Source organism: Brooklawnia cerclae (genome assembly GCF_011758645.1).
GTDB lineage: Bacteria > Actinomycetota > Actinomycetes > Propionibacteriales > Propionibacteriaceae > Brooklawnia > Brooklawnia cerclae.
In genome coordinates, this window is record NZ_JAAMOZ010000001.1 from 91,600 (window position 1) to 118,266 (window position 26,667).

Annotated in this window: 23 protein-coding genes, 1 tRNA gene and 1 pseudogene; 20 read left to right on the forward strand and 5 right to left on the reverse strand. The window is 67.8% G+C overall.

The genetic code is table 11. The features are described from left to right. Positions 1-183: 183 nt before the first annotated feature. The 7 genes from FB473_RS00415 to FB473_RS00445 all read left to right on the forward strand — a co-directional run bounded on the left by FB473_RS00415 (position 184) and on the right by FB473_RS00445 (position 6,831). Positions 184-1,026 carry an Ig-like domain-containing protein gene (locus tag FB473_RS00415; protein ID WP_167163811.1) on the forward strand — a complete coding sequence of 281 codons (843 nt, stop codon included), beginning with the start codon at positions 184-186 and terminating at the stop codon, positions 1,024-1,026. A 325-nt stretch (positions 1,027-1,351) separates the two neighbouring features. Next, positions 1,352-2,422 carry a WxL protein peptidoglycan domain-containing protein gene (locus FB473_RS00420; protein WP_167163813.1) on the forward strand — a complete coding sequence of 357 codons (1,071 nt, stop codon included), beginning with the start codon at positions 1,352-1,354 and terminating at the stop codon, positions 2,420-2,422. A gap of 100 nt (positions 2,423-2,522) precedes the next feature. Then, entirely contained in the window at positions 2,523-2,936 is a 414-nt protein-coding gene (locus FB473_RS00425; RefSeq protein WP_167163815.1) for a response regulator, read from the forward strand. 555 nt (positions 2,937-3,491) lie between these two features. Beyond that, complete coding sequence (locus FB473_RS17570; RefSeq protein ID WP_208390378.1) at positions 3,492-4,358, forward strand: hypothetical protein; 867 nt, start codon at positions 3,492-3,494, stop codon at positions 4,356-4,358. 257 nt (positions 4,359-4,615) lie between these two features. Then, the gene (locus FB473_RS00435; RefSeq protein WP_167163817.1) at positions 4,616-5,434 is read left to right on the forward strand and encodes a sortase domain-containing protein; all 819 of its coding nucleotides are present in this window, start codon (positions 4,616-4,618) and stop codon (positions 5,432-5,434) included. A gap of 395 nt (positions 5,435-5,829) precedes the next feature. Beyond that, positions 5,830-6,603 carry a phosphate ABC transporter ATP-binding protein gene (locus FB473_RS00440; RefSeq protein WP_243863591.1) on the forward strand — a complete coding sequence of 258 codons (774 nt, stop codon included), beginning with the start codon at positions 5,830-5,832 and terminating at the stop codon, positions 6,601-6,603. 30 nt (positions 6,604-6,633) lie between these two features. Further along, entirely contained in the window at positions 6,634-6,831 is a 198-nt protein-coding gene (locus FB473_RS00445) for a hypothetical protein (protein WP_167163819.1), read from the forward strand. Here FB473_RS00445 and FB473_RS18340 read toward each other — a convergent pair. Further along, entirely contained in the window at positions 6,771-7,427 is a 657-nt protein-coding gene (locus FB473_RS18340; RefSeq protein WP_167163821.1) for a GntR family transcriptional regulator, read from the reverse strand. The two genes, FB473_RS00445 and FB473_RS18340, sit on opposite strands and share 61 nt — an antisense overlap. Before the next feature lie 226 nt (positions 7,428-7,653). Here FB473_RS18340 and FB473_RS00455 point away from each other — a divergent pair, with 226 nt between their 5' ends. From FB473_RS00455 to FB473_RS00475, 5 genes are read left to right on the forward strand one after another with little or no spacing between them, the layout of a single operon-like run. After that, entirely contained in the window at positions 7,654-8,931 is a 1,278-nt protein-coding gene (locus tag FB473_RS00455) for an NRAMP family divalent metal transporter (RefSeq protein ID WP_167163823.1), read from the forward strand. After that, on the forward strand, positions 8,928-9,737 hold the full coding sequence (locus FB473_RS00460) for a putative hydro-lyase (RefSeq protein ID WP_341769989.1): 810 nt from the start codon (positions 8,928-8,930) through the stop codon (positions 9,735-9,737). The genes FB473_RS00455 and FB473_RS00460 overlap by 4 nt, the downstream gene beginning before the upstream one ends. Positions 9,738-9,784: 47 nt before the next feature. Then, positions 9,785-10,558 carry a LamB/YcsF family protein gene (locus FB473_RS00465; RefSeq protein ID WP_167163825.1) on the forward strand — a complete coding sequence of 258 codons (774 nt, stop codon included), beginning with the start codon at positions 9,785-9,787 and terminating at the stop codon, positions 10,556-10,558. A 1-nt stretch (position 10,559) separates the two neighbouring features. After that, a complete protein-coding gene (locus FB473_RS00470; protein ID WP_167163827.1) occupies positions 10,560-12,200 on the forward strand; it encodes a 5-oxoprolinase subunit B/C family protein in 1,641 nt (546 codons plus the stop codon). Beyond that, positions 12,197-13,927 (forward strand): acetyl/propionyl/methylcrotonyl-CoA carboxylase subunit alpha, encoded by a 1,731-nt coding sequence (locus FB473_RS00475; protein ID WP_167163829.1) that lies wholly within the window; start codon positions 12,197-12,199, stop codon positions 13,925-13,927. The genes FB473_RS00470 and FB473_RS00475 overlap by 4 nt, the downstream gene beginning before the upstream one ends. A 273-nt stretch (positions 13,928-14,200) precedes the next feature. Here the strand turns inward: FB473_RS00475 and FB473_RS00480 are convergent, their stop codons facing one another. After that, the gene (locus tag FB473_RS00480; RefSeq protein ID WP_167163831.1) at positions 14,201-15,223 is read right to left on the reverse strand and encodes an LLM class flavin-dependent oxidoreductase; all 1,023 of its coding nucleotides are present in this window, start codon (positions 15,221-15,223) and stop codon (positions 14,201-14,203) included. A 113-nt stretch (positions 15,224-15,336) separates the two neighbouring features. Between FB473_RS00480 and FB473_RS00485 the strand changes: the two genes are divergently transcribed. The 7 genes from FB473_RS00485 (at position 15,337) to FB473_RS00515 (ending at position 22,591) form a co-directional block, all read left to right on the forward strand. Then, positions 15,337-16,608 (forward strand): Nramp family divalent metal transporter, encoded by a 1,272-nt coding sequence (locus FB473_RS00485; RefSeq protein ID WP_167163833.1) that lies wholly within the window; start codon positions 15,337-15,339, stop codon positions 16,606-16,608. 40 nt (positions 16,609-16,648) lie between these two features. Continuing rightward, on the forward strand, positions 16,649-17,344 hold the full coding sequence (locus tag FB473_RS00490; RefSeq protein WP_167163835.1) for a metal-dependent transcriptional regulator: 696 nt from the start codon (positions 16,649-16,651) through the stop codon (positions 17,342-17,344). Beyond that, on the forward strand, positions 17,341-18,042 hold the full coding sequence (locus FB473_RS00495) for a DNA lyase (RefSeq protein WP_167163837.1): 702 nt from the start codon (positions 17,341-17,343) through the stop codon (positions 18,040-18,042). Before FB473_RS00490 ends, FB473_RS00495 begins: the two co-directional genes overlap by 4 nt. A 320-nt stretch (positions 18,043-18,362) precedes the next feature. Then, the gene (locus FB473_RS00500; RefSeq protein WP_167163838.1) at positions 18,363-20,171 is read left to right on the forward strand and encodes an AAA family ATPase; all 1,809 of its coding nucleotides are present in this window, start codon (positions 18,363-18,365) and stop codon (positions 20,169-20,171) included. 36 nt (positions 20,172-20,207) lie between these two features. Further along, positions 20,208-21,071, forward strand: a complete 864-nt coding sequence (locus FB473_RS00505) for a ParA family protein (RefSeq protein ID WP_167163840.1) — start codon at positions 20,208-20,210, stop codon at positions 21,069-21,071. Next, positions 21,068-21,907, forward strand: coding sequence for a hypothetical protein (locus FB473_RS00510; RefSeq protein WP_167163843.1), 840 nt, complete (start codon positions 21,068-21,070; stop codon positions 21,905-21,907). The genes FB473_RS00505 and FB473_RS00510 overlap by 4 nt, the downstream gene beginning before the upstream one ends. A gap of 141 nt (positions 21,908-22,048) precedes the next feature. Beyond that, positions 22,049-22,591 (forward strand): hypothetical protein, encoded by a 543-nt coding sequence (locus tag FB473_RS00515; RefSeq protein ID WP_167163845.1) that lies wholly within the window; start codon positions 22,049-22,051, stop codon positions 22,589-22,591. 32 nt (positions 22,592-22,623) lie between these two features. Here FB473_RS00515 and FB473_RS00520 read toward each other — a convergent pair. The 3 genes from FB473_RS00520 to FB473_RS00530 all read right to left on the reverse strand — a co-directional run bounded on the left by FB473_RS00520 (position 22,624) and on the right by FB473_RS00530 (position 26,140). After that, positions 22,624-22,700, reverse strand: a tRNA-Pro gene (locus tag FB473_RS00520). Between the two features lie 357 nt (positions 22,701-23,057). Continuing rightward, positions 23,058-23,963, reverse strand: a complete 906-nt coding sequence (locus FB473_RS00525; protein ID WP_167168766.1) for a metallophosphoesterase — start codon at positions 23,961-23,963, stop codon at positions 23,058-23,060. Then, positions 23,960-26,140 (reverse strand): transglycosylase domain-containing protein, encoded by a 2,181-nt coding sequence (locus FB473_RS00530; protein WP_341769990.1) that lies wholly within the window; start codon positions 26,138-26,140, stop codon positions 23,960-23,962. The genes FB473_RS00525 and FB473_RS00530 overlap by 4 nt, the downstream gene beginning before the upstream one ends. A gap of 224 nt (positions 26,141-26,364) precedes the next feature. Between FB473_RS00530 and FB473_RS17750 the strand changes: the two are divergent. Beyond that, positions 26,365-26,622 (forward strand): annotated as a pseudogene (locus FB473_RS17750) (WhiB family transcriptional regulator); the annotation flags it as partial. Positions 26,623-26,667 lie beyond the last annotated feature (45 nt).

A 26,667-nucleotide genomic window follows, 5' to 3' on the forward strand; every position in this document is an offset into this window, starting at 1 on the left:
ACTACCGGAAACACGACCGGCTTGAACGGCAGCGCGATCGTGCTGACCGGAAATTATGCGGCCACCACATCACGGGCTCTAAACGACAGGGCCGCGTGGACTGAGGTCAGCGTAGGGGCGTCGGCAAAGGTTCTTCTGACATGTGAGGCCACCTACGATCCGAACACTGGCGCGCTCACTCCGTTGGATAGTGCGCTGTACTTCGCCGCTACCATCCAGAAGGACACCGACACCACATGGAAGATCGTGTCCGGCACCTCGACGGAGAAGACCCCGACCACCACGACGGTCGCGTCCTCGAATGTGGCCCAGACCTCGGCCACGTTGACCGCCACAGTGTCCCCGGCTGAGGCCACCGGCACGGTGACGTTCACCAGCGGCAGCATTACCGCGACCGGAACGGTGACCGATGGCGTGGCCACGGCGGATGTGCCGGGCCTGACTGCGGGCACCGAGTACACCTTCACCGCTGCCTACCCCGGTGATGATGCCTACGCGGCGTCGGACAACACGGTCACCTTCACCACTCTCGCCGCAGAGGAGCCCACTACACCGAGCGACAGCAATGACACCAACATCAAGGTGAACGTGCCCGAGGTCGGCGGCACCACCGTGGCCGGCGGCTTGACGATCTCCCTTGCGCCGGGTGTCAGCACCCTGACCGGTGGGGCTCGTTCCGAGGGCCAGGCATGGGAGGCCACCGGCCAACTCGGCTCGGTGACCGTGAATGACGATCGCCGGGACGCGAGCGCCGATGCGTGGACGCTCAGTGGTACGGCTTCCGACTTCACCGGTGCGGGAACGATCTCGGCGTCCGCGCTGAGCTGGACCCCGAGCAAGGAGTCCGGTGCGGGCGAAGCGGGCAGTGCGTCCAGCGACCTGTCGAAGTCCTCGCCGCTGGCCACCGGCGCCGCCTCGGCCGACACGAACGTGACGACCACGGTGAACGCTGGCCTCAAACTGGTCGTCCCGAGCGACAGCGCTGCGGGCAACTACTCCTCGAAGCTCACCCTGATCCTCATCTGATCCCGGCTTGAGCGATGATGTTCGGGTGCTCTCGTCGTCCGGTTCATGCCGGGCGACGGGAGCATTCGCGCGGTGCCGCCCCGTCTTCGATGCCCGTCGGCTTTCCGACCTTGTGTCCGCTGTTTCCCATGCCTGTCTCTGCTCACGTTTTCAGCCACTGGCCGTTGGAGTGCTCCCGATGATCTCTCGCCGTCCTGTCCTTCTTTCTCCCGAGCCTTCTTCGGCCCCGGATTCTGTTTTTTCCCTCGTTCCGCTCACTACCCGAACTCCGAATAGTTCTACGACGGGTCGTCTTTCCGCCCATGGGCTAATCCACCGTCTCGGTGTGCTCAGCGTCGTACTGCTCGTCGTGGCCTCGTTCGCGGGTGTGGGCGGTGGAAGCCAAGCGTTTGCCGACGCGGCAGACGTCACCTTCGGTGTACAGCCATCGACGGCGACCGGCCCCGACGGGCGCGAGCGGTTCGACTTCAATGTGGCGCCCAGTACGGTGATCAGCGACTGGGTGGCCGTGACCAATTCGTCGACGAGCGAGATAACCGTTCGGCTGGTGGGTGAGGACGCCACCACCGACTACGGTTCCGGTGAGTTCACCTTGGTGGGCACAGACGTGCCCTCCACCGATATAGGGGCATGGACGTCGGTGAACGGCGAAGCGTCCACCTGCCCCGACATCACCGCCGATCAAGCGCAGGCATGTCTGCCGACATTGGGTGCCGCTGTGAGGCTGCAGCCCGGCGAACAAGCCAACGTGCCATTCACGTTGACCGTGCCGGCCGACGCGACCCCGGGCGACCACGCGGGCGGGATCGCGGCGATCTACACGACGACGCAACCGGGGTCGGACGGAATCAGCACGCCGGTGGAGGTGCATGTGGGCACCCGGGTGTACTTGCGGGTGGACGGCCCGGTGAGTCCAGGCATGACGATGAGCGGCCTGGTGTCGGGCTACGACGGCGGCTGGAATCCGTTCGACGGCACGGCGCGGGTGAGCTTCGATCTGGCGAATGCGGGCAACTCGCGGGTGTCCGCGGCCACGAGTGTTGTCGTGAAGGGGCCGTTCGGCCTAGGACGGCATGAGTGGCAACTGGCCGACACGAAGAATCTGATGCCGGGGAAGACGGCGCACATCACCGCGGACCTAGAAGGCGTGCCGGCGTGGTTGCTGCTGTTCGCCGACGTGACGGTGACTCCGTTGGCGGCCGACGGGACGGCGGCTTCCGATCCCCTGCCGGATGCTGTGACGGCTTCGACGATGACGTGGGCTGTGCCATGGACGATCCTCGGAGCGATCGTGGTGGTGGCGGGTGTGGTGCTGCTGGTGCGTTGGCGACGTCGTGAGCGGCGTCTGCTGGACGAAGCCCTCGCCGCCGCTCAGACGCAGCAGCCGGCGAACTGAGGGGAGCGGTTTTCCACAGGCCGAGTTCTTTTGACCATCGGCGCGGTACGTCACCAATAGTCATGGTGTCGTCGCGCCGGTGTGCGGCAGAATGGAGGCCATGATCGTGACGGTCGAGGTGTGGAGTGCCATCCTCACGGGCCTTGGCGTGCTCGTCGCGGTGCTAGTCGGTATGTGGGGCATGTTCACTTGGTCGCACAAGCAGATAAAGACCGATATGGACGCTGGTTTCGCCCGTGTCGATGAGCGTTTCGTCCGTGTCGATGAGCGGTTCGAGCAGGTCAATCGACGGCTTGAGCAGGTTGACCGACGGTTCGAGCAAGTCGATCAGCGCTTCGACAGGATGGATCAGCGTTTCGAGAAGATGGAACAGCGTTTCGAGAAAATGGATCAGCGTTTCGAGAAGATAGATGGGCGGCTGGCCGGGATCGACAACAGGCTCGGGGAGCTGGGTGAACGTATCGCCCGTCTTGAGGGCCCCGAGCCGCGGTTGTACGTACCCGCCCGTCGTTAGCGCGATCCGGAGCGATCAGACTCCGAGAAGAAGAACTCCGGGCATCGATGCCCGGGAACACCCCTTCTTTTGGATGGTTTTCACCGGCTGCTCGGCGAGTTGACCTGCCCGGGATGCGGCCCGAATAGCGAGCTTTGTGGTCAGCCCCTCAAACCTGAAGGGTAAGGCGGCTTGTCAGACTTCGTTGCGACGTGCAACGAAGTCGAAGAGCAGGCTTGTCACTTGCTGTTCATGTTCAGGTTCCCTGTTGTGTGCCCAATTGGCATGCCACAACGGTTTGTACCTCGTAGCGGGCGATGTGAGCATGGGTGAGACGCCGAATCTCCAAGGCTCGGCGTGGTGCGCCAACCCCGGGTCGCGCTGTCGATCAGGAGCATGCAGTCCACGGCGCATTGGAGGACCTGTGTTGACGATTCATGCCCGTCCTCGCCTCGGCCCTGGGCCGGGTGCGTTAGCGACATTCCGTGTTCCGGTGTCCCCTTTTCCGGGGCAGCACATGCTTGCCCCCAAATCTGCCACCGCGGCAACCGTGCCAGAGAGAAAGAAGAAAGCACAGTGAAGTCAGTCCGTAGCCGCACCCTCCGCGCCCGGTTTGTCGCCGGCTGGGCAGTCCTGCTGTGCGCAGCCCTGGTGGTGCCTGGTGCGGCCCGCGCACAGGCGGAAACGAACGCCACCAACGACTCTGATATCAACGTCGTGGTGCCGGAGGCAACGCCGACCGCCACAACGCCGCCGCCGACCACGGCGCCACCGACTACAACGCCGCCTACTGCCGACGGGGACAACAACGGCGGCGGCAACAACGGAAATGGTGGCGGCGGTAGTGGCAACAACGGAAACGGCAACAACGCAGGCACCGGCGGTGGCGTCAGCGTCACGAGCACACCGTCGTCGTCCGCCAATACGACCAGTTGTGCGTCCACCGAGCCCTCGGTGCCGAGTTCCCCGGCCAAGGCCGGCAACGAAGCTAGCTTCGACAAGGACATCTACTACCAGGGAGACACCGTCAACGTGACGGCCAATCGGTTCACCGCCGGTGAGCAGGTGCAGTTGGTGGTGTTCTCAGACCCGACGCTGATCGGAACTTTCGCCGCGGACGAGACGGGCACCGTGCGCGCGACGTTCACGGTGTCCGACTCCATGACGACCGGAGCGCACACTCTGCAATTCACTGGTTGGTGCAAGACGGTGGCACTGGGCAGCGTGCTGATCGGCTCCACCGGGCAGGGGCAGGCGCACACCTGGCTGGCCTCTGTTCCTGTCGCGGTGTGGTGGATCCTCGGCGTGCTACTGGTGCTGGCGCTCGCCTACGGCGCGTGGCGCGTTTGGCGCGTCCTGTCCGAATCGGACTCCGACAGCGGTCGGCCGGCCGACGGACAGCAGATCAACGGGGCGACTACGAAACCGGGGGCGTCCGCGTGAGCAGTGGAACTGATCGTCCGACGCAAGGCCCTCAGCTGACGCCCGCTTCGTCGGGGAGCGGCACTCAGGTCACGTCCGCCGACGAAGGCTCGTCCCCTGGAGTGGGGAGCGCCCCCGGCGCGGGCACGACGCCGGCGACCGAGACTCCCGCACGACCGATTCCAGCGAGGATTCAGCGGCGCGTCGAACGGCTGCGGGCGGCGTCGGCGAGGCCTCGTCAGCCTGTGGAGCGGAACGGGCGGTGGTGGTTCGGGGTCGTGGAACTGACGATCTCGCTGCTGTTGCTCGCCTTCGTGTTCCACGCCACGCTGTTCACCTCGTTTCAGTTCCGTGCCGCACAGAGCAACGCCTACGACCAACTGCGCACCGAACTGGCGAAGGCGGAGACGCCGACCGGCCCGCTGAACACCGATGAGAATTTGGTGGTGGCAGGTTCGCCGGTGGCTCTCCTGCAGGCGCCTTCGATCGGGCTGAGCGTGACCGTGCTCGAAGGGTCGTCCTCCGAGGTGCTGCGCAGCGGCGCGGGCCACCGACGCGACACGGTGATGCCGGGGCAACCCGGCACCACCGTGATACTGGGGCGCCAACTGACGTACGGCGGTCCGTTCGGCAGCCTGAAGGATCTGCAACCCGGTGACGAGATCACCGTCACCACCGGGCAGGGGGTGAGCGTCTACCGGGTTTTCGGCCTGCGCCGCGCGGGCGATCCGCTCCCCGAAGCACTCCAATCCGGCCAGGGCCGGTTGGAACTCATGACCGCCGATGGGCTCGCACTGTTTCCCTCCGGTGTGCTGCACGTGGACGCCGAACTCATCACGAAGACCAACAAGGCGGCCGCTCAGGTGATCGCCTACTCAGCACTGCCGGCCGGCGAGAAAGCCATGGGGCAGGACCAGGGCGCCTGGTTCATCGCGTTCTTCTGGGGGGTCTTCTTCGTGCTCGCGGGCGTGACCGTGGCATGGCTGTGGAGGAATTGGGGCAAATGGCACGCATGGGTGGTCGGAATTCCTGTGTTGCTCGCCCTGGGCGTCACCACTGCGGATGCCGTTATGAACGCATTGCCGAACCTTTTGTAACTCCAGACCTGTTGGATTTTCCGAATGTCGAAAAGGAACGTGAACACATGAGCTTTGAAAACGAAACCCCGGGAGGGGTCGCCCACGACCAAGCTGGGCGCGGGCAGTTCGCTTCGGGGCAGGCAGTGATCGGCCCTGACGACAAGACGCAAGTGCTGCCACCCGTCGTCCCCGGGACGACTCCCGCGGCTCCAGCAGGCTACGAGGTCTCGACATCGAGCGAAGTCGGAGCCGACGTGGCCGGATCTGCTCACGCCGAAGCCGCTCACGGCGAGCGCGGCTACACGGAGCCCGTCTACGTCGAAACCACCGATGGCGAGACCACCCACGTTGGGGCTGCGGTCAGGTCGGCCGAGGAGGAACCTGTGGCGCCGGTTTCGGTGTCGGGTGGTGGTTTGTCGTTGTTGGAGGCGCGGGGGGTGTCGGCGTGGTTTGGGTCGCATCGGGTGTTGGAGGGGGTGTCGTTGGTGATGGGGGCGGGTGAGGTGACGGCGTTGATTGGTCCGTCGGGGTGTGGGAAGTCGACGTTTTTGCGGGTGTTGAACAGGATGCATGAGTTGGTGCCGTCGGCGTCGTTGGCTGGTGAGGTGTTGTTGGATGGTGGGGATGTGTATGGGCGGGGGTGGCGGTTGCAGGATGTTCGTCGGGATATTGGGATGGTGTTTCAGAAGCCGAATCCGTTTCCTGCGATGTCTATTTACGACAATGTGGTGTCGGGGTTGAGGTTGACGGGTCGGCGGGTGTCGCGGGATGTGAGGGATGAGATTGTGGTGCGGTCGTTGGTGAGTGCGGGGTTGTGGGGGGAGGTGCGGGATCGTTTGCGGCAGCCGGGGGGTGGGTTGTCGGGTGGTCAGCAGCAGCGGTTGTGTATTGCTCGGGCGTTGGCGGTGCGGCCGCGGGTGTTGTTGATGGATGAGCCGTGTTCGGCGTTGGATCCGACGTCGACGCGGGTGATTGAGGAGACGATGGGGCAGTTGCGTCGTGAGGTGACGATTGTGATTGTGACGCATAATATGCAGCAGGCTGCTCGGGTGTCGCAGCGGTGTGCGTTTTTTTTGGCGTCGCAGGGGATGCCGGGTCAGATCGTGGAGTATGGGGATACTGATGCGATGTTTTCTGAGCCGCAGGATGAGCGCACCTTCGACTACGTCAACGGCCGCTTCGGATAAACCCGCACGATCCGCGCTGAATGACGTGTCGTGAGAGAGGGACTGGGCGCGGGGTGGCCGTTGCGCGTCGCCACCGGTGACGTCGACCCCTACCTGGAAGCGACGTTGTGGGTGCTCGATCATCTGGACGGTGTGGCGGTCGCCGGGCCGGTCCCGCGTCCGGACGATCAGCCCCAGCCCATGCGTCCGAAAGCGGCGAGCACCAGGCGTTCGCTGCGCACCAGGTAGGCCTCGAGCTCGGTCGCGGCTTCGGCCATCTTCCCTTGTTCCAGCAAGATCGTGAGGTCTTCGTTCTGATCGACGAACGGGGCGTGGAGGTATTCGGGGGAACTCAGCGACACGAACGCGATCCGCAGTTCGGCCAGGACGTTCTGGAAGAAGGTGCTCAGCCTCGGGCTTTCGGCCAGGTCGACGATGGCGGAGTGAAACTCCATGTTGGCGGTGCCGACGACCGTCCACTCGGGGATGTCTCTTGCTCGCTTCGCACGTTCGACGGCCGCGCGTGCGTCCGCGATCGCCGGGTGCTTCGGCAGCGCCTCACGCACGGCCATCACCTCGATGGCCCGCCGCACACGGAAGACGTCCAGGACGCTGGAGACCGATGGCACGCGGACGAACACGCCGCGATTGGGGATGCGTTCCAGCGAACCCTCGTGGATGAGAATCCGGAAAGCCTCGCGCAGCGTGTTCCGCGAGACCTCCAGGTCGGTGGCGAGCGCCGCTTCGGAGAGCTGCTCGCCGGGCACCGCGGCACCGGTGATCAACCGTTCCCGCAGGATCTGCGCCGTCCGTTCGGCGAGGTCGAGGCCGTCGTCTTCCGTCACGGGATCAGCGTAGGGCGCAGGCCGCACGTGCGGCGATCGATTGGAGGGCGTTCACGGTATGAAATGTGAACGTAACGGGATGGTTACATGAACAATCTCCCAGAGATCGTTCAACAGTCCTAGGGTGACGGCAGTTCCACCCGAAGGAGCGGACCACGCGGGCTGTGGTCGCCTTCGGTGCACCCGACAGACCCTCCCCGGCTCGACCGGCAAACCAGGAGTCACCATGACCGCAGAGTCAACGACCCTTCCCGCATCGCCGTCCGGTTCTGAGGGCGGCGACCTGAAGAGCTTCGCCAAGAAGCGCCGCTCGTCCCTCATCGGGGCCATCTTCCTGATGGCCACCAGCGCCATCGGCCCCGGCTTCATCACCCAGACCGCCACCTTCACCTCGACGATGGGCGCCGCGTTCGCTTTCGGCATCCTCGCCTCGGTGCTGATCGACTTCGCGATCCAGACGAACGTCTGGCGGATGATCACCCTCAGCGGCAAGCGGGCCAGCGACCTGGCCAACGCCGCCCTACCCGGCTCCGGCTACGTCCTCAGCGTGCTGATCGTCTTCGGCGGGCTGGTGTTCAACGTCGGCAACATCGCGGGTGCCGGGCTCGGCCTCAACGCCATGCTCGGTGTGGACGCCAAGATCGGTGGCCTGATCTCCGCCTTGCTCGCCATCGGCATCTTCCTCTACAAACGGGCCGGAATGGTCGTCGACCGCGTGGTCGTCGTCCTGGGCCTGGTCATGATCGGCCTCACGCTCTACGTCGCGATCGTCTCGGGGCCGCCGATCGGCACTGCGCTGCGTCAGACCGTCTGGCCCGACACGATCAACTTCGCCACCATCACGACGATCGTGGGCGGCTCGGTCGGCGGCTACATCACGTATTCCGGCGCCCACAAGCTGCTCGACAGCGGGAGCGCCGGCCCGGAGCACATCAAGCAGGTCACCCGCTCGGCCCTCACCGGCATCGCCGTCACCGGTGTGATGCGCTACGTGCTGTTCCTCGCGATCCTCGGCGTCGTCTCGTCGGGCGTCGTCCTCGACACCTCCAGCAGCGCCGCCAACCCGGCCGCCCAGGCCTTCCAGAGCGCTGCCGGAGAGTTCGGCCTGCGTGCGTTCGGCCTGGTGTTCTGGGCGGCAGCCCTCACCAGTGTGATCGGCGCCGCGTTCACGTCCGTCTCCTTCATCACAGTCTTCGCCAAGGAGGGCATGACGGAGCGCACACGTAACTGGTGGACGGTCGGGTTCATCCTGGTCAGCCTGGTCGTCTATCTGGCGCTCGGTGCCGCGCCCGCCGCGCTGCTGGTCTTCGCGGGCGGCTTCAACGGGCTCGTGCTGCCGATCGGCCTGACCTTGTTCATGTACATCGGCTGGTTCCACGCCAAGAAGCTCCTGGGCGGCACCTATTCTCGCTTCCTGCTCGTGGTGGGCACCCTCGCCGCAGCACTGTCGTGGTACATGGCGATCGTCTCGATCGTCCCGGTGTTCCAGTTCCTCGGGAAGTGAGCACGGTGGAGACAGCAGTGCCCGTACTCGGCGCGTCCTCGACCCCGGCCGAGGCGCGAGCCGCCTTCCGGTCAGGGGTGATCCGCCCGACCGCGGGGCTGTCGCAGGGCCACGCGCAGGCCAACCTCATCACGCTGCCGCGCACCGATGCCGCCGACTTCCGCGAGTTCGCCCGGCTGAACCCCAAGCCCTGCCCTCTGCTCGACGTGCTGGAGGGCACGGTCACCCCGGCGATCGCGTCCGGGGCCGATCTTCGGGTCGACCTGCCGCTCTACCGCGTCTGGCGGGACGGCGAACTCGTCGACGAGGTGAGCGACGCCACAAAGGCCTGGGGCGACCCTGGCGAGCTGGTGAGCTTCCTCATCGGATGCAGCTTCACCTTCGAATGGGCGCTGCTGGACGAGGGCATCCCCGTCCGCCACATCACGGCCGACCGCAACGTCCCCATGTACCGGACGAACGTGCCGTGCGCGTCGGCGGGGGCGTTCTCCAGCCCGCTCGTGGTGTCGATGCGCGGCATCCCGGCCGACCTGGTGGACGAGGCCGTCCGCGTGAGCGGGCGATACCCCCTCGTCCACGGGGCACCCGTGCACGTGGGCAGTCCCGAGGACCTCGGCATCGACGACCTGGATCGTCCCGACTACGGCGACGCGCCCATCCTCGAACCCGGCGACGTCCCCGTATTCTGGGCCTGCGGCGTGACCCCGCAGGCGGCCGTGGTCGCGTCCCGCCCCCGGTTCGCGATCACGCACGCTCCCGGGCACATGTTCATCTCCGACGTCCCGAACGATCGGTACCTGGCCTGACCGATCGTCCCCGGGACGCCACCGGGAGCAAGGAAGGAAGCACACGCATGACCGAGCCAGTCGCACGTGTCGATCTCAACAGCGACGTGGGCGAGAGCTTCGGGCGCTGGACGCTCGACGACGCCGCCATGCTCACGACGGTCTCCAGCGCGAACATCGCCTGCGGTTTTCATGCCGGCGACCCGTCGAGCATCCGCAGGTCGCTGACGGTGGCCGCGGCCAACGGGGTCACCGTGGGAGCCCACGTCGGGTATCGCGACCTCGTCGGCTTCGGCCGCCGCGACCTGGACGTCGACACGCCCGATCTGATCGCCGACGTCATCTACCAGATCGGGGCGCTGCAGGCGCTGGCCGTCGGAGCGGGCACCCGCGTGAGCTACGTCAAGCCGCACGGGGCGCTGTACAACCGGATCGTGCACGACGAGCGGCAGGCCGAGGCAGTGGTCACCGCGATCACCGAGCTGGACCCGTCCCTGGTGCTCCTCGGCCTGCCGGGGTCGGTCGTCCTCCACCTCGCCGAACGAGCCGGGGTGCCGACCGCGACCGAGGCCTTCGCCGACCGGGCCTACACCCCCGAGGGGAAGCTGGTCTCACGTCGTGTGGAGGGCTCCGTTTTGCACGACCCGGAACTGATCGCCGGCAGGATCCTGCGGTTGGTCGAGACCGGGACGATCACAGCCATCGACGGCACCGAGGTGCGGTTGCACGCGGACTCGATCTGCGTCCACGGCGACACGGACGGTGCGGTGGAGGCCGCGCGTGCGCTTCGGGCCCGTCTGACCGGGGCCGGCGTCCGGATCACCGCCTTCGCGGGCGCCTGACATGGGCGATCGGCGTTCCACGCCCCGAATCCTGCCCGTGGGCGAGCACGCGCTGCTTGTGGAGTTGCCCGACCTGGCAGCGACGCTCGGCTTCTTCGACGAGGTCCGCGCCGCAGCGCTGGACGGCGTGATCGAGGCGGTTCCGGCAGCCCGCACCGTGCTGGTGAAGTACGCTCCGCATGCTGTCTCGTACGCCGACCTGGCCGCCCGGCTGGCCCGGTTGGACGCGGCCGACGGTGCCTCGTCCGGCGGGCGGCTGGTGGAGATACCCGTCCACTACGACGGTGCCGATCTCGCCGATCTCGCCGGGCTCCTCGGGGTCAGCGCGGACGAGCTGGTCCGGCGCCACCGCGGCTCGGAGTACCGGGTGGCCTTCGGTGGGTTCGCCCCCGGATTCGCCTACCTGTCGGGTGGTGATCCGCTGCTGGATGTCCCGCGCCGTGCGACGCCGCGCACCCGGATCCCGGCCGGCGCCGTCGGCCTGGCCGGCACGTTCTCCGGGGTCTATCCGCGCGAGAGCCCGGGCGGCTGGCAGCTCATCGGCCACACGGACATGGTGATGTGGGACCTCGACCGCACACCACCTGCGACCCTGCAACCCGGCGATCGGGTGAGGTTCCTCGACGCGGGACCCGCGAGAGCCGCCGTCGTGCGGGCAGCCGCCCCATCGGACACCGTGACCCCCCGGCGCGTCGTCGATCATTCCGGACCCGCTCTCGAGGTGCTGCGTCCCGGGGCACAAGCCGTGCTGCAGGACGAGGGCCGGGTCGGCGTCGCGGGCCTCGGCGTCACCGGGTCGGGGGCGCTGGACCGTCCGGCGCTCCACGCGGCGAACAGACTCGTCGGGAACGGCCCTGGCGAGGCAGTCATCGAATTCGCCCAGGGAGGCGAGGTCGGGGCGCACGGCGAAGTCGTCGTCGCGGTCACGGGTGCACGGGCCGAACTGCGCCTCACCCGGCGCAGCGGGCGCGTCGACATGATCGCGGGCCCCTCGCCGATCGCGCTCGGGAACGGGGAGCGCCTGGCCATCGTCCCTGATCAGGGGCTCCGCAACTACATGGCGGTCCGTGGCGGCTTCGACGTGCCCGCCGTGCTGGGCAGCCGGGCGAGCGACACGATGTCAGGCATCGGACCGGCCCCCCTGACCATGGGATCGGTGCTCGGCGTCCGGACGACGAACTCCGTCCCTCTTCCGCCGGTGGGGGATCCCGAACCCTGGCCCGCCGACCGCCTTCCCGCCGACGTGGTCGAGCTTCCGGTCGTACTGGGCCCCCGGGACGACTGGTTCACCCCGCACGCCCTGGACGTCTTGTTCACCCAGCCGTGGCAGGTGACCCGGCACTCGAACCGCGTCGGGCTCAGGCTGGCGGGCGACGTCCCGCTGGAACGCGCCATCACCGCGGAACTACCCAGTGAAGGGGTCGTCCCCGGGGCTGTGCAGGTGCCGGCCAGCGGGCAACCCGTGCTCTTCCTCGCCGACCATCCGGTCACCGGCGGCTACCCGGTGATCGCGGTGCTGACGACGCGGGCGCTCGCGGTCGCCGGCCAGCTGGCGCCCGGGGCCGTGATCCGTTTCGCGCCGGCCGGTGACTCGCTCACCCCGCGCCTCGTCCGTACCCCGACCCCCCTGGAGCTGTCATGAACCGGATACTGATCGCCAACCGCGGAGAGATCGCCGTCCGCATCGTGCGTGCCTGCCACGACTCCGGACGCGTCGCGATCGCGGCCTACGCCGATGCCGACGCCGATGCCGAGTTCGTGCGGCTGGCCGACGAGGCCTGGGCGCTGGAGGGCTCAACCCCGGCCGAGACCTACCTCGACGTGGCCAAGTTGATCGGGATCGCGCGACGGGCCGGCGCCGACGCAGTGCATCCTGGCTACGGTTTTCTCGCCGAGAACGCAGACTTCGCCCGCGCTGTGCTCGCGGCGGGCCTGGTGTGGATCGGGCCCCCGCCCGAGGTCATCGACCTGCTGGGCGACAAGGTCGCGGCACGGCGCCTGGCCCAGCGGGTGGGGGCGCCGCTCGTGCCCGGCACCCCGGGGCCGATCGGCGGTGCGGACGAGGCCGTCGCCTTCGCGGCGGAACACGGCCTGCCGATCGCGATCAAGGCAGCGCACGGAGGCGGCGGCCGAGGTCTGCGGGTCGTGTGGCGTGCCGAGGACGTCGCCGAGCAGTACGACGCCGCGGTTCGCGAGGCCACGCAGGCGTTCGGACGTGGCGAGTGCTTCGTCGAGCGCTACCTCGACCGCCCCCGCCATGTGGAGGTCCAGATCCTTGCCGATTCCCACGGCACGGTCGTCCCCGTCGGGACGCGCGACTGCAGCCTCCAGCGCCGTAATCAGAAGCTCGTCGAGGAGGCTCCGGCTCCGTTCCTCACCGCCGCCCAGCATGCGCTGATCACCGGGGCCGCGCGCGACATCTGCGCAGCCGCAGGCTATATCGGGGCAGGGACGGTCGAGTTCCTGCTGGCGGCGGACGGAACCGTCTCGTTCCTCGAGGTCAACACCCGGCTCCAGGTCGAGCACCCGGTCACCGAGGAGACCAGCAGGGTCGACCTGGTGTTGGAGCAGTTCCGGCTGGCCGAGGGCGGCAGGCTCGACCCGACGCCGCCGCCCGTGCACGGGCATGCGATCGAGTTCCGTATCAACGCGGAGGACCCGTCGCGGGGATTCCTGCCCGTCGCCGGCACGGTGACGGGGTTTCGTCCCCCGTCGGGGCCGGGCGTGCGACTGGACTCGGGGGTGAGGCGCGGCTCCGTGGTGCCCGGGACGTTCGACTCGTTGCTGGCCAAACTCGTGGTGTGGGGGCCGACGCGGGACGCGGCACTTGCCCGCGCGCGCCGTGCGCTGGACGAGTTCGAGGTCGACGGGTTGCCGACCGTCCTGCCCTTCGACCGGGACGTGGCGGCCGACCCGGCTTTCACCGGGGAACCGTTCGGTGCCCACACTCGCTGGATCGAGACCGACTACGTGACTCGGACTGAGCCGGAGCCACTGCCGGAGCCCCCCACCGGTGCCGATGTGGTGCGTACGTGGGTGGAACTCGACGGCCGGCGGGTGCGGCTCGGGATACCCGCCACGATTCTGGCGGCGGGCTCGTTGGCAGCCCCCGCCCTTCCGGGTGGGGGCAGTGCCGTGGCGGCGGCACCCGCGCTCCCCGAGGGGGCGGTCGTGTCGCCGATTACTGGCAGCCTGGTGCGCTGGCTGGCGTCCGACGGAGCGGTGGTCGCCGAGGGTGAGGCTGTCGCGGTGCTCGAGGCGATGAAGATGGAGACCTCGGTCCTCGCCCCTCGGGCGGGGACGCTGGCCGTATCGGCCGCCGAGGGGGACGCCGTCGAGGCGGGAGGCGTCCTCGGGATCGTGGAGTGACCGCGTTCGGGGCCGGGCGGCGCGTTCAGCCGGGACAATCGGGTTCGTCGAGACCGGTCTGTCCGGACGGCCGTGACTCAGTTCCTTCAATTTGGTGCGAAGCCCGCAGGGCGCAAGCGTTTCAGCTTGTCAGGGCGGGGCGCTTGCGGGCATCCGGTGGTTTTGAAGGAATCCTGTCACGCCTGTCGGGCGAGACGCCCGCAGTGAAGGACACGAACGGCCCGAGTTCGTCGACTCCGCGGTCGGATACCCGCTCTACCCGGGCATGGAACGTCACCGCCAGCCGAGTTCCGGTGCCACCTCGGTGAGGATCGCTTCTATCACATGAGCGTTGTACTCCACTCCGAGCTGATTCGGGACGGTCAGCAGAAGAGTGTCGGCGGCGGCGATGGCTTCGTCCTCGGCGAGCTGCCGGACGAGCACGTCCGGCTCGGCGGCGTAGCTGCGCCCGAAGATCGAGCGGGTCGTCGCATCGATGTAGCCGACCTGATCGGAGTCCTGGTCGCCGTGGCCGAAGTAGGTCCAGTCCTGGTCGTTGACCAGCGGGAAGATCGACCGGCTGATCGAGACGCGAGGTTCGTGCTCATGCCCGGCGGCCTTCCATGCCTCGCGGAAGACCTGGATCTGCTCGGCCTGCTGCACGTGGAACGGCTTGCCGTTCTCGTCGTCCTTGAGCGTGGAGCTCATCAGGTTCATGCCGAGTCCGGCAGCCCATGCCGCGGTCGAGTTCGAACCGGCACCCCACCAGATGCGATCGCGTAGGCCCTCGGAATAGGGTTCGAGCCGCAGAAGGCCCGGCGGGTTGGGGAACATCGGGTGCGGGTTGGGGTCGGCGAAGCTCCTGCCCTCCAGCAGCCCCAGGAGTGTCTCGGTACGCTCGCGCGCCATGTCGGCCGCGGTCTGTCCCTCCGCAGGCTCGTAGCCGAAGTAGCGCCAGCCGTCGGCGACCTGCTCGGGCGATCCCCGGCTCACTCCGAGCTGCAGTCTGCCACCGGAGATGAGGTCCGCGGCGCCGGCGTCCTCGGCCATGTAGAACGGGTTCTCGTAGCGCATGTCGATGACCCCGGTGCCGATCTCGATCCGGCTGGTGCGCGCCCCGATCGCGGCCAGCAGGGGGAACGGCGATCCGAGCTGGCGGGCGAAGTGGTGGACGCGGAAGTAGGCGCCGTCGGCGCCCAGTTCTTCGGCGGCCACGGCCAGGTCGATGGACTGACCGAGCGCGTCGGAGGCCGATCGCGTCGTGGAGTAGGGCGATGGCGTCCAGTGGCCGAAGGAAAGGAATCCGATCTTCTTCACAGAAAGTAGAACATTCAATGAGTCGCGGATCATACCGTTGTGGACTCCCGCGCTTCGCCGAAGAAGAGGCGCGCTAAAGTTAGAGCCATCTAACTTTCATGAGAAGGTGGCTCATGTCGTTGTCATCGCCCGCGCCGGCCGTGCAGGACGCCGCGCCGTCGAAACCGTCGGTCAAGGCCGGCCGGTTGGTCAGCCTGTTCGGTCCGGCGTTCGTCGCCTCGGTCGCCTACGTCGACCCCGGGAACGTGGCCGCGAACCTGTCGGCCGGTTCCCGCTACGGGTATCTGCTCGTATGGGTGCTCGTCCTGGCCAACTCGATGGCCGTCCTCGTGCAGTATCTGTCGGCGAAACTGGGCCTGGTGACCGGCCGAAGTCTTCCCGAGCTGCTGGGCGACCGGATGCCGCGCGTCCCGAGGATCCTGTTCTGGCTGCAGGCCGAGATCGTGGCCGCGGCGACCGATCTTGCCGAGGTGATCGGCGGCGCGCTGGCCCTCCACATCCTGTTCGGGACGCCGTTGCTCGCCGGGGCGATCATCGTCGGGGCGGCGTCCATGCTGCTGCTGGTCCTGCAGGTGCGCGGGGGACAACGTTGGTTCGAAGGCGTCGTGATCGCGCTGCTCGGAGTGATCACGTTCGGCTTCATGGCGGGGCTGTTCGTCAGCCCGGTCGACTGGGGCGGTGCCGTCGACGGCCTGGTGCCCCGGTTCGCTGGCACCGGCACCGTGCTGCTCGCCGCGAGCATGCTGGGAGCCACCGTGATGCCGCACGCCATTTACCTGCACTCGGCGCTCGTCCGCGACCGTCATGGTGTCTCCAGCGAGGGCCGATGGACCCGGCGTCTGCTGACCGCCACCCGGTGGGACGTGGTGTGCGGCCTGGCCGTCGCCGGAACCGTGAACATCGCGATGCTGCTCATGGCCGCCGCCGCGCTGCCGGGCGTCTCGGGCACCGACACGATCGAGGGCGCCGCGGCGGCCATCTCGACGCATCTGGGGCCTGCCATCGGGGTGATCTTCGGCGTCGGCCTGCTGGCCTCGGGGCTCGCGTCCACCTCGGTCGGGTCCTACGCCGGCGCCGCGATCATGGGCGGACTGCTGCACGTCCAGATCCCGTTGCTCGTCCGGCGGCTGATCACCCTGATTCCGGCGATCCTCATCATCTGGCTGGGTGCCGACCCGACATGGTCGCTGGTGCTCAGCCAGGTGTTGCTGTCGGCCGGCATTCCCTTCGCCGTGATTCCCCTGGCATGGTTGACGAGCAGGCGTAGCGTGATGGGCGACCTCGTGAACGGCTGGGTGGTGCGTGTGCTGTCGGTCGTGGTGGTGGTGCTGATCGTGGCGCTCAATGTGGCGCTCCTCGTTCTGACCGTCGCCGGGGTCGAGTGAACGACTAGTGGACGAGGCGGACGACCGCGGGAGGAGGTGGATGCCAGTGGACGATGAGCGCCCGGACGGCCAGCTGAATCGCGTCGCCGAGGACTACCTCAAAGCTGTCTGGTCCGCCTCCGAATGGGGCGGCGGCCCGGCCACCGTGTCGTCCCTTGCCCAGAGGTTCGCCACGACGAAGGCGACGGTGTCGGCGAACCTGAAGCGTCTGGTGTCGCAGGGGCTGGTCACGCACGACCCCTATCGTCCGATCGAGTTGACCGACGCGGGCGAGCAGGTGGCCCTGACGATGGTGCGGCGCCACCGCATCCTGGAGACCTTCCTCGTGGAACTGCTCGGATACGAGTGGGACGAGGTGCACGACCTGGCCGAGCGGCTGGAACATGCGGCGACGAGCGAGATGATCGACCGGGTCGACGCCCTGCTCGGGCATCCGGAGGCCGACCCGCACGGCGACCCGATCCCGTCGAGCACCGGTGAGGTGCCGTACCTGGCCGGTGCACGGGTGATGAACACCGCCGAGCCCGGACGATACGAGATCCTGCGCATCTCCGACGCGGTCGCGGATCAGTTGCGCAGCTTTGCCGACCATCAGATCCGGCCCGGCGCGGTCTTCTCACTGGAGGACGCGCGCCCGGGCGTCCGCGCGATCCGGCTTCGCGACTCGGGTGCGCGGCTCGAGGTCAGCGACGAGACGCTCGCCAGCGTCATCGCCCGGCCCGCCGACGAAGGGTGAGCCGTCCGGTCGAGGCTGGGCATCGTCCGTCCGGTTCCGGTGATCGCCCGCTCGCCGAGGTGCGGTTGGAACCCGTGCTGGACGTCCTTCTGGCCGAGTTGGGCCCGCAGGGATGGTGGCCCGCGCACAGCGCGTTCGAGATGATGGTCGGCGCGATCTTGGTGCAGAACACCAGCTGGCGCAACGTCGAGACGAGCATCACGAACCTCGCGGGGCTCGGCCTGCTCGATCCCGCGTCGCTCCTGGCGTGCGGCGTGGCGACGCTCACCGAGGCGATCCGGCCCTCCGGATTCATGACCGCCAAGACGAGAGCTTGCCGGGGAATGGCCGAGTGGTATCAGGTGAACGACGCGGACGACGGCCGGGCGATCGGCCGGATGCCGGACGATGAGTTGCGCCGCAGCCTGCTGGCGCTTCCCGGCGTCGGGCCCGAGACCGCCGACGTCATCTCGCTCTATGCGTTCGGGCGGCGGGTGTTCGTCGCCGATGCCTATGCCCGGCGTGTGCTGCGGGACCTGGGGTTCGCGGTGCCCGGCTCATACCCGGCTACGCAGACGCAACTCGCTCCCGTGATGGTTCGTTCCTCCTTGTCGGAGGCCGATCTTGGAGAACTGCACGGGCTCCTCGTGGCCGTCGGGAAGCTGTTGGGCTCACAGGCCGGGGATGTCCTGTTGGCGCGGCTCCGAGCCGCGGTCTGAGGCTACTTTCTCCTGCGCGGCGAGAATCTCGGGTGGGCCGGCCATACCGCGTGACGTCCTTTCCCTCGGGGCAGCGTGACTGAGTTCCTTCAAATTTGGTGGTGACTGCCGGGTCTGAGGCTGTGACAAGGGACATCAGTGCGGCGCTGCGGCGAGCCAGGTCATTTGAAGGAACTGTGTCACGCCGCGGGTTCCTGCCCGCCGCTAACGCGCCCCAGCCACCGATCGTGATGTCGGATGCCGCCCCTAGACTGACGTCGAAGACGACGATGTGCGGCGATGCGGCGCACACGATGCGGGCCGGGGGAACGGGGAGGGGCATGTCCGAGCAGGGCGGTGTTCTTCCTCGTGAGCAGGAGGTCAACCGGAGGTACCAGGAGATCCTGGCGGCGATGCCGGAGTACACCGAGATCGACGGTACTCGGGTGCGGGTGCCTCGCGCGGTTCGGGGCCCTCTGACCGGGAGAGTCCGGATGCGCCATCCCGGCGACGACGAGGACGACGCCTTCTACATCGGGCCGACGCACGTGTCCGTCGACCTGGGCGGGGGACGCGAGACCCAGGTGGTCAGCTGGGCGGCGCCGGCGGCGGCCGCCTTCTTCGAGCGGCACTACGACAGGGGTCTGGTCAAGGTGCGCCGACACTTCGACGCGGCGGCCGAAGGCGATGCGCTGACGAAGGTGTGGGACGAGTGGCTGACCGAGCGGGACGGCGTGGCCTTCGAGGGCGACCCCGATGCGGATGCCGCGGATCACGATGGGGTCGAGAACGCGTCCCTGACAGCCGAGGACGCGCTGCGTGAGCGGCTGCTCGCCCCGCGCACGCCGCTCACCGCGCTGCTCGGTACGCTGCAGCCGGAGCAGTACGCTCTGGTGTCCGCCGACCCTGCGGTGTCCCTGGTGGTGCAGGGCCACGCCGGTACGGGAAAGACGGTGGTGGCCACTCACCGCGCCGCGTGGCTGACCCATGCCGAGCGGGAGCACCGGCTGGGACGCGTCCTGCTGCTCGGTCCGACACCCACCTGGGCCATGCACATCGCGCCGGTCATCGCGGAGCTGGGGACGCCCGACACGATCGTCGTCCGATCGCTGACACAGGTGCTGGCCGAGTTGCTGGGAACGGACGCGCAGGCGTCGCGCAGCACGTTCGACGGCGCCGATGTGGTGCACGCGACCTCGGAACAACTGGGCAGGACGCTCGCCGTGGTCGTCGCCGATCAGTTACGCGCCGACCCGGAGCTCACGCCCGCCAGGGCCTACGACGCCTTCCTCAAGACCAACCGGGTGGCGGCACCGGGCGGTACGCGCCGCGACTTCGCCGAATGGCGGGAAACCCTGCCCCGCACGTTCGACGCGGCGATGAATGACATGCGCCTGTGGCCGCTGCTGGCGTATCTGGTCGTCCTGCTGTCGGAGCCGGAACGCCACGCACATGTGATCGTGGATGAGGCACAGGATCTGCGTCCGCTGGAGTTGCTTGTGCTGGCCAGGCTCGATGCCGGCACCTGGACGCTGATCGGCGACATGCGGCAGCGGCGCACCAGCTACACCCCCGGCACGTGGAAGCGTGTGCGCAAGCTGCTCGGCATCGAGGAGCAGCCCGAGAAACAGCTCGCCGGCGGTTACCGGAGCACCCAGGCGATCATCGACTTCGCGGGTTCCCTGCTGCCGAGGTCGGACGCACGGCGCAACCCGGCGGTGCTCGGGGCCGGGGCGCCGCCTCGCGTGGTGGACGCGTCCGCGCGGGGAACAGACCTTCCCGCGACGGTGCTGGACGAGGCACTCCGGCTCGTCGACGCTCATCCCGACGGTGTCGTGGCGGTGATCACCGCGCTCGTCGGCGACGTCGCGGAGCGCGCGTCCGATCAGGGCTGGCGGACCGACGCGAGCCAGGTCTGGAGGGACGAGTCGGGCCGTCGGTTCAGTCTGCTGACCTCCGAGCAGGCGCGGGGCCTGGAGTTCGACGCGCTGGTGGTCGCCGAGCCCGCCGCCTTCCGGGAACGGGCCGGGGATCTCGGTCCGCTGTACACGGCGCTGACGCGCGCCAATCTCGAGTTGACCGTGGTTCATCGGCGCTCGCTGCCGCCTGCGTTGGTCCGCTACATCCGCGAGCATCCCGACCGATTCTGACAAGCCGAACCCCAGCCGAAGGAGACGCCACCGACGATGACGCACGTGATATCCCTGCTGAACATGAAGGGCGGGGTCGGCAAGACCACGACCACCGTGATCCTGGGGGAGTTCCTCGCCGGGGAACTCGGACGCAAGGTGCTGCTGATCGACATGGATCCCCAGATCAGCCTGTCGATCACGATGCTGGGTGAGAGGCAGTGGGTACTGCTCAACGACGGAGGCCACACGCTCGCCCAGCTGTTCACCGATGCCCTGAACGAGGGGGACGAGCCCCGGTTCGATCTGGACACGGCGCTGCAGCGCAACGTCTCCAACGTCAAGGACGTGGCCAACGTCGATCTGCTGCCCTCGTCCCTCGACATCATCCCGCAGCTCCCGCACCTGGAGGCCATCAGCGCGGCGGCGCGATCGGCCGACCCGCCGGTGTGGGACATGTTCCGTGAGGGTATCGGGCCGATCCTGGACGCCTATGACTACGTGTTGGTGGACTGCCCGCCCAACCTTGGGGTCATGACGGCCAGTGCCCTGCGGATCAGTGAGGGGTACGTCATCCCGACGATCCCCGATGTGCTGTCGACCTACGGCATATCCGCTGTCCAGCGCGAGGTGAAGCGGTTCGCCAGGACCGCGGGCATCCCCGAGCCGGTGGAGTTCGGCACGATCGTCACGAAGCACGAGAAGCGGTCGCCGGTGCACCGGAGCCAGATGGCGCGGTTGAAGAACGACCCGGCCATTCCGCCGCTGCTCCATCCATCCATTCCGCAGAACAGCAAGATTTCCGGAGGGGTCGAGGGCCCGTTCAAGTCGCTCAAGGGGAAGTACGGTGCGCGCGACTGCTACGACGTCCTCTTCGACCTCACGGAGGCATTCCGGCAGCGCATCGAGGAGGGCGAATGAACCCGGCGGCGAAGCAGGCTGCCTCGCGGCAGATCCGACGGGCGACCGAGGCCCTGAATGCCCTTGCGGCACGCGATGATGAGGGCGCGGCCCTGGCGGGGCAGCTCGCTGGTCTGGTGGCCGTGCTCGCCGAGACCGCTGCCGAGGGGACGCGGTTCAATGCCGACCTTGTCGCGGCACTCGCGCCGGGGGTGGAGCCGGCGCGTACGCCAGGAGCGAGGTCGGCGACGACAGAGTCGGTGGCGACGACGGAGGAGTCCGGCCCGAGCGGGGTCGCCGGTGCCCTGCGGGAACGGCTGGGGACGATGACCGTGGCGGAGCTACGGGCGCTCATCCGGGAACGCGGGATCCCGCATCCGCGGCTCAAGGCCCTGTCCAAGGCCAGGAAGGCAGAGCTGATCGAGGTCGTCCTCGTGGCAGAGGCGGACGAGGAACGACTGCCGGACGCTCGGTCGGCCTCGGCCGCTGATGCGGCGATCCCCGGCACGGAGGTGGTGGATGCGGCGCCCGCAGGTCTCGCGTCCGCCGGAGCGACGCCGACGAGCGTTGCGCCGAGCGCTCGGCAGGGCTCGGGCAGGGGAAGGCGTCGACCCAGCGTCCTCGACCCGTACGCACTCGCCCGCCAGGAGGGTGAGACCGGGCTCCGAGCCCGCTTGGACGCCCTCGATGCCGACCAGCTCAAGGACATCGTCCGCGACTACGGCATGGACTACGATCGCCGGGCGATGCGGTGGACCGATCAGCAGCGGCTCGTCGGCCGCATCGTCGAGCGGGTCGACTTCGGCACGACGCAGGGGTCGGCCTTCCGGGGTGGGGAGCCGCACAAGGACGCATGACACTCCCTGTGACTGGTAGTCGGAGGGGAGAGCCCACCGCCTCCTGCCCGGGAAGCAGCGATGAGTGTTGTTCCCGGTGTCTCTACACTGCTGCGGGTGCAGCGAGGAAGTGGTTGACTCGCGCCATGTTAACCTCCCGCCATGGAGGGGCTCCGGCGCACGACCTATCAGTTGATTCTGCCCATGGCGGTCGTCCTGCCGGTGTGGATTTCGTTCGGACGAGCGGTATTCGGCTCGGGCGGTTGGCTCATGGTCATTTTCACCGTCACGCTTGCACCGGCTCTGTGCGTCCTGCTCATCGTCTGCCGGTTTCTGATTCCGGTCGGGCTCGACGCCGCTGGCCGCAAGACGATAGGCGAGGTCGAGGCGATACTGCTTGCCGTGCTCTACCTTCAGGTCTTCTTGTTCGGCTTCTTCGTGGTGGACGGTGGCGACACGCTGGACAGCGTCGGATCGGTGGCCACAGAGATCTTCGGCAAGGGGTTCGAGGAGGCGTCGTCGGTTCTCAGCGGCGTGACGTTCGTCGCAGCAGTTGCCCTCGCGGTGACGATCCTGGTGTACCTCGCAGTCCAGCGGGCCAAACTCCGGCGAACCCGTCAGCCAGGGTCGGGATTCTGGCGGCCCTCGCAGGTGTCCGATCCGGTGGGGCCGTCGACGCCCGGACGGCAAAAGCCGCCCCGCTAGCATTATCTTTACTAGTCAGAGCGGCTTTCCGCTGGTCGGGGTGACAGGATTCGAACCTGCGACCTCTTCGTCCCGAACGAAGCGCGCTACCAAGCTGCGCTACACCCCGATGGTTGAAGGCCGACCGCTAGCCTAACGCACCTGCGTCCTGGCTACCAAGTCGTGCCGACGCCACCGCCTGAGCGTCCACTGGAGGGGCGCGGTATCGCCCGCAGGGGCGCGCCCGCCCTGTTGTCGCGGATGAAATCTGTTGTTGCGGACAAGATCTCATCCGCAACAACAGATTTCGTCCGCGGAAACGGAGACGCGGAGCGACGTGCTGAAGCACCGGCCGAACGCGCAGCGATTTCGGCCGGGGGTCCGAGTCGTGCGCCTCGTGCCAGTTCTTATAGAGAAGCGGTGCTGATGGGACGACCACTACGTGCGATAGCGCTGATGGCGGCGTGTGGCCTTCTGGTCTCTGGCGTCAGGCTCGCGCCGTCAGACGCAACAGTGTCGCCTCGGGACGACAGAACAGCCGAATCGGCGCCATGGGGCTCGTCCCGATGCCCGCCGAGACGTGCAGCGGCGCGGTACGTCCCTCGCTCGTCCACGAACTCAGGCCGCTGGCCTGGCTGGTCGGCAGATCACAGTTGTCGATGATCGCACGGTTGACGGGCAGGCAGATCTGGCCGCCGTGCGTGTGCCCGGCGAACACCATGTCGACGCCATCGGCCACCATCGCGTCGAGGACGCGGCGGTAGGGGGCGTGCGTGACCCCCAGCGTCAGGTCGGCGTCGGACGACGGCTGCCCGGCCACGGCGGAGTAGTCGTCCAGGCCCGCGTGGGCGTCGCCGGTTCCGCGCAGGTCGATCGTCCGGCCGGCGACCTCCAGGCGCGCACGCTGGTTGTCGAGGTCGGCCCAGCCGCGCGAGGTGAAGGCCGCCTGTAACTCCCACCACGGCAGCTCCGCCCCCGCCTTGTCGGGCGTGGAGTTGCGGAAGAGGTAGCTCGCGGGGTTGTGGAAGGTCGGCTCGGCGAAGTCGTTCGAACCGAACACGAACACCCCCGGCACGTCCAGCAGAGGGCCCAGCGCGTCCACGAGCGGCCCGATCGCCTCAGGGGACGACGCATGGTCGCCGGTGCTGACGACCAGGTCGGGACGCAGCCCGCCGAGGTCGGCGAGGAAGTCGATCTTGCGGTGCTGGTAGGGCATGAGGTGCATGTCGGAGATGTGCAGCACCCGGAGCTCACGCTGCCCGGCGGGTAGCACCGGCACCTCGACCCGGCGGACGATGAACGCGCGGGCCTCCACCCAGGCGCCGAAGGTGACCGTGGCGCCCAGACCCGTGACGGCGGCGAGAGCGCCGCCGAGGCGGCGTCCGGCACTCATCGGGTCGTCTGGCTGGTCGGCGAGGAGTTGCTCGACCCCGAAGGTGCGGCCGGAGCCACCCACTGGGTGAACTGGGACGCGGGCATGCCCTGCATGACGGTCTCCATGAAGGGCTTCCACATGATGCCGGAGTGCTGATTGCCCAGGGAACTTCCGAGCGGTGTGAGCGCGATTCGCGCCACGTTGCGCGACTGCTCGGGGGTGTCGGCCCACGATGCGTCGGTGTTGTCACCCGCGATGATCGCCGACGCCGAGATGTCGGGGGTGTAACCCACGAAGGCCGACGACGACGCGGAGTTGTCTGAAGTACCGGTCTTGGACGCCTGGGCGATGCCGTTGTTGATGTACATGGTCGACGACAGACCCGACGTCTGGGTTCTCTGCAGTACGTAGTTGATGGCGTCGGCCACCTGCGGGTCGATCGTCTGCTGGCAGTCGGCGCTCGGGACGGGCACGTCGGTGCCGTCGTCGGTCGTCACCGATGCCAGGATGATCGGGTTGCAGCGGATGCCGCGGTTGGCGAAGGTGCCGTAGGCCACGGCCATCGACAGCGGCGACACCTTCACCGAGCCGAGGGTGAACGACGGGATCTGCCCCCAGTCGGAGAGGGTGTCGGCCTGGCCGTCACCGTTCTCGTCGAGTTCGGGGTACGAGATCTCGACGCCCGCCCGCTCGGCCATGTCGGCCGCCTGGCACGGGCCCACGGTCTGTTCGAGCGAGATGAAGTAGTTGTTGACCGACCACATCATGCCGGTCACCATGTTGAAGTTGCCGGTGTCCTCGCCGGAGACCGCATTGGTCGTCGAGTACGTGTCACCGAGCCTGAAGGTGTCGTCCCCGCAGCCCCGGAAGGTCTTGTTCTGCCACTGCATGGTCTTCTGGACGTTGTAATAGGTGGTGTCGGGGAAGTGTCCTTGTTGCACGGCCGCCGCGGCCGTGAACGGTTTGAACGTCGACCCGAAGAAGTACCCTTCGGTGCCGCCCATGTCATGGGTGACCGAGTAGTTCCAGTTCGTCTCGCCCTCGCCGTCGCCCCAGGTCGGCCGTGACTGGGCCATGGCGAGGATGCGCCCGGTCTTCGGGTCCACCGCGTCGAGCACGCCGATCACCGCATCGGTCGGGCCGACCACCGAGCTGACGGCGTTCTGGGCAGCGTCCTGTGTCGCCGGGTCGATGTGGAGCGTTATCGTGAGTCCCGCTCGCCGCAACGTGTTCAACCGCTCCTCGTAGGTGGCTCCCAGCGACGACATCTCGTCACTGGTGAGCACGCGCGTGGCGTAGTCGCAGATGAACGGGTAGCGGCTGTCCGGGCATCCGTTGCTCATCTCCTGCACCTGGCCGGCGTCGAAGGGCACAGCGGCCGCGGCATCGGCGACGTCCTGGGGCATGCCCTGGTAGCGCACCTGGGCGTCGAGCACCGCCGCGCGCCGCTCGAGGGCAGCGTCCAGGTTGTTGACCGGATCGGTGCCGCTGGGGTTCTGCACCAGGCCGGCGAGCATCGCCGACTCGGCGACGTCCAACTCGGACGCGTTCTTGTTGAAGTAGTGCTTCGCAGCGGCCTGGACGCCGTAGGCGCCGTCGCCGTAGTAGGCGATGTTGAGGTAGCGCTCGAGGATCTCGTCCTTCGTCAGGCTCTGTTCGAGGGCGATCGCGTAGCGCATCTCGAGCATCTTGCGCTCCATGGTCTGTGCCTGGGCTTCCGAGACACATTCCTGCTCGCCGTCGCACAACTGGATGCGTACGAGCTTCACGTACTGCTGGGTGAGCGTCGAGCCGCCTCCGCTGACCCCGCCGCCGGCTGCGTTGCCGAGAGCCGCGCGGACGACCGACTGGAAATCGATGGCGCCGTGCTCGTAGAAGCGGTGGTCCTCGATGGCCACCTGTGCCTGCTGCATCTCGGAGGAGATCTGGTCGAGGGTCACGTACTCGCGATCCTCGTCGAAGAACCGTGCCAGCAGCGAGCCGTCGGCCATGAGCATCTCGGACGCCTCGTTCTGCTCCGGCACCGCGAGATCGGCAGGCAGATTCTGCAGTGCCTCCGCCGAGGCGCGCGTCGTGCCGGCCGCCAGCGCGACCAGGGGGACGCCCAACCCCGCCACAAGCACCCCTGACAGGACGCTGACAGCGAGGAACATCAGCACCGAATAGGTCTTGTTGCTCACAGTCTTCGCGCTCACCCCCTCAGCCTACGTGACGGGCCCGAGACAACTGACCCCCAGGGCGCCGATTCACAGCTCGATTCACAGTCGTTGAATGCGGGTATTCGGGATGATGCCGAAGGCGGGTGCCCGGCCCTTTTCCGTACGCCGACAGCGGAAGCCCAAGTCAATGCCACAAGGAGGTTCCCACAGCTTTGCTTGAGGTGTAGGTTTACTCCAACCGCCCAAGGAAGGAGCGCTCGATGGCCGTCCCTGACCCCGAAGACTGGCCGCTGCGGGCCAAATGCCGAGGAATGAATGATGCCCTGTTCCCCGAGGGTAAAGACCAGAAACGTGCGAAAACGATATGCATGGGTTGCCCCGTGCGCGCGCATTGTCTGGCCGAAGCCCTCGACAACCGGATTGAGTGGGGGGTGTGGGGCGGCATGACGGAGCGGGAGCGGCGTCAGTTGCTGCGCCAACGCCCCGATGTGAAGTCGTGGTCCGTCGTGCTCAACGCGGCGATCTCGTCCTCCGCCACCGTCCGCGTCGTGGATTCGACGTTC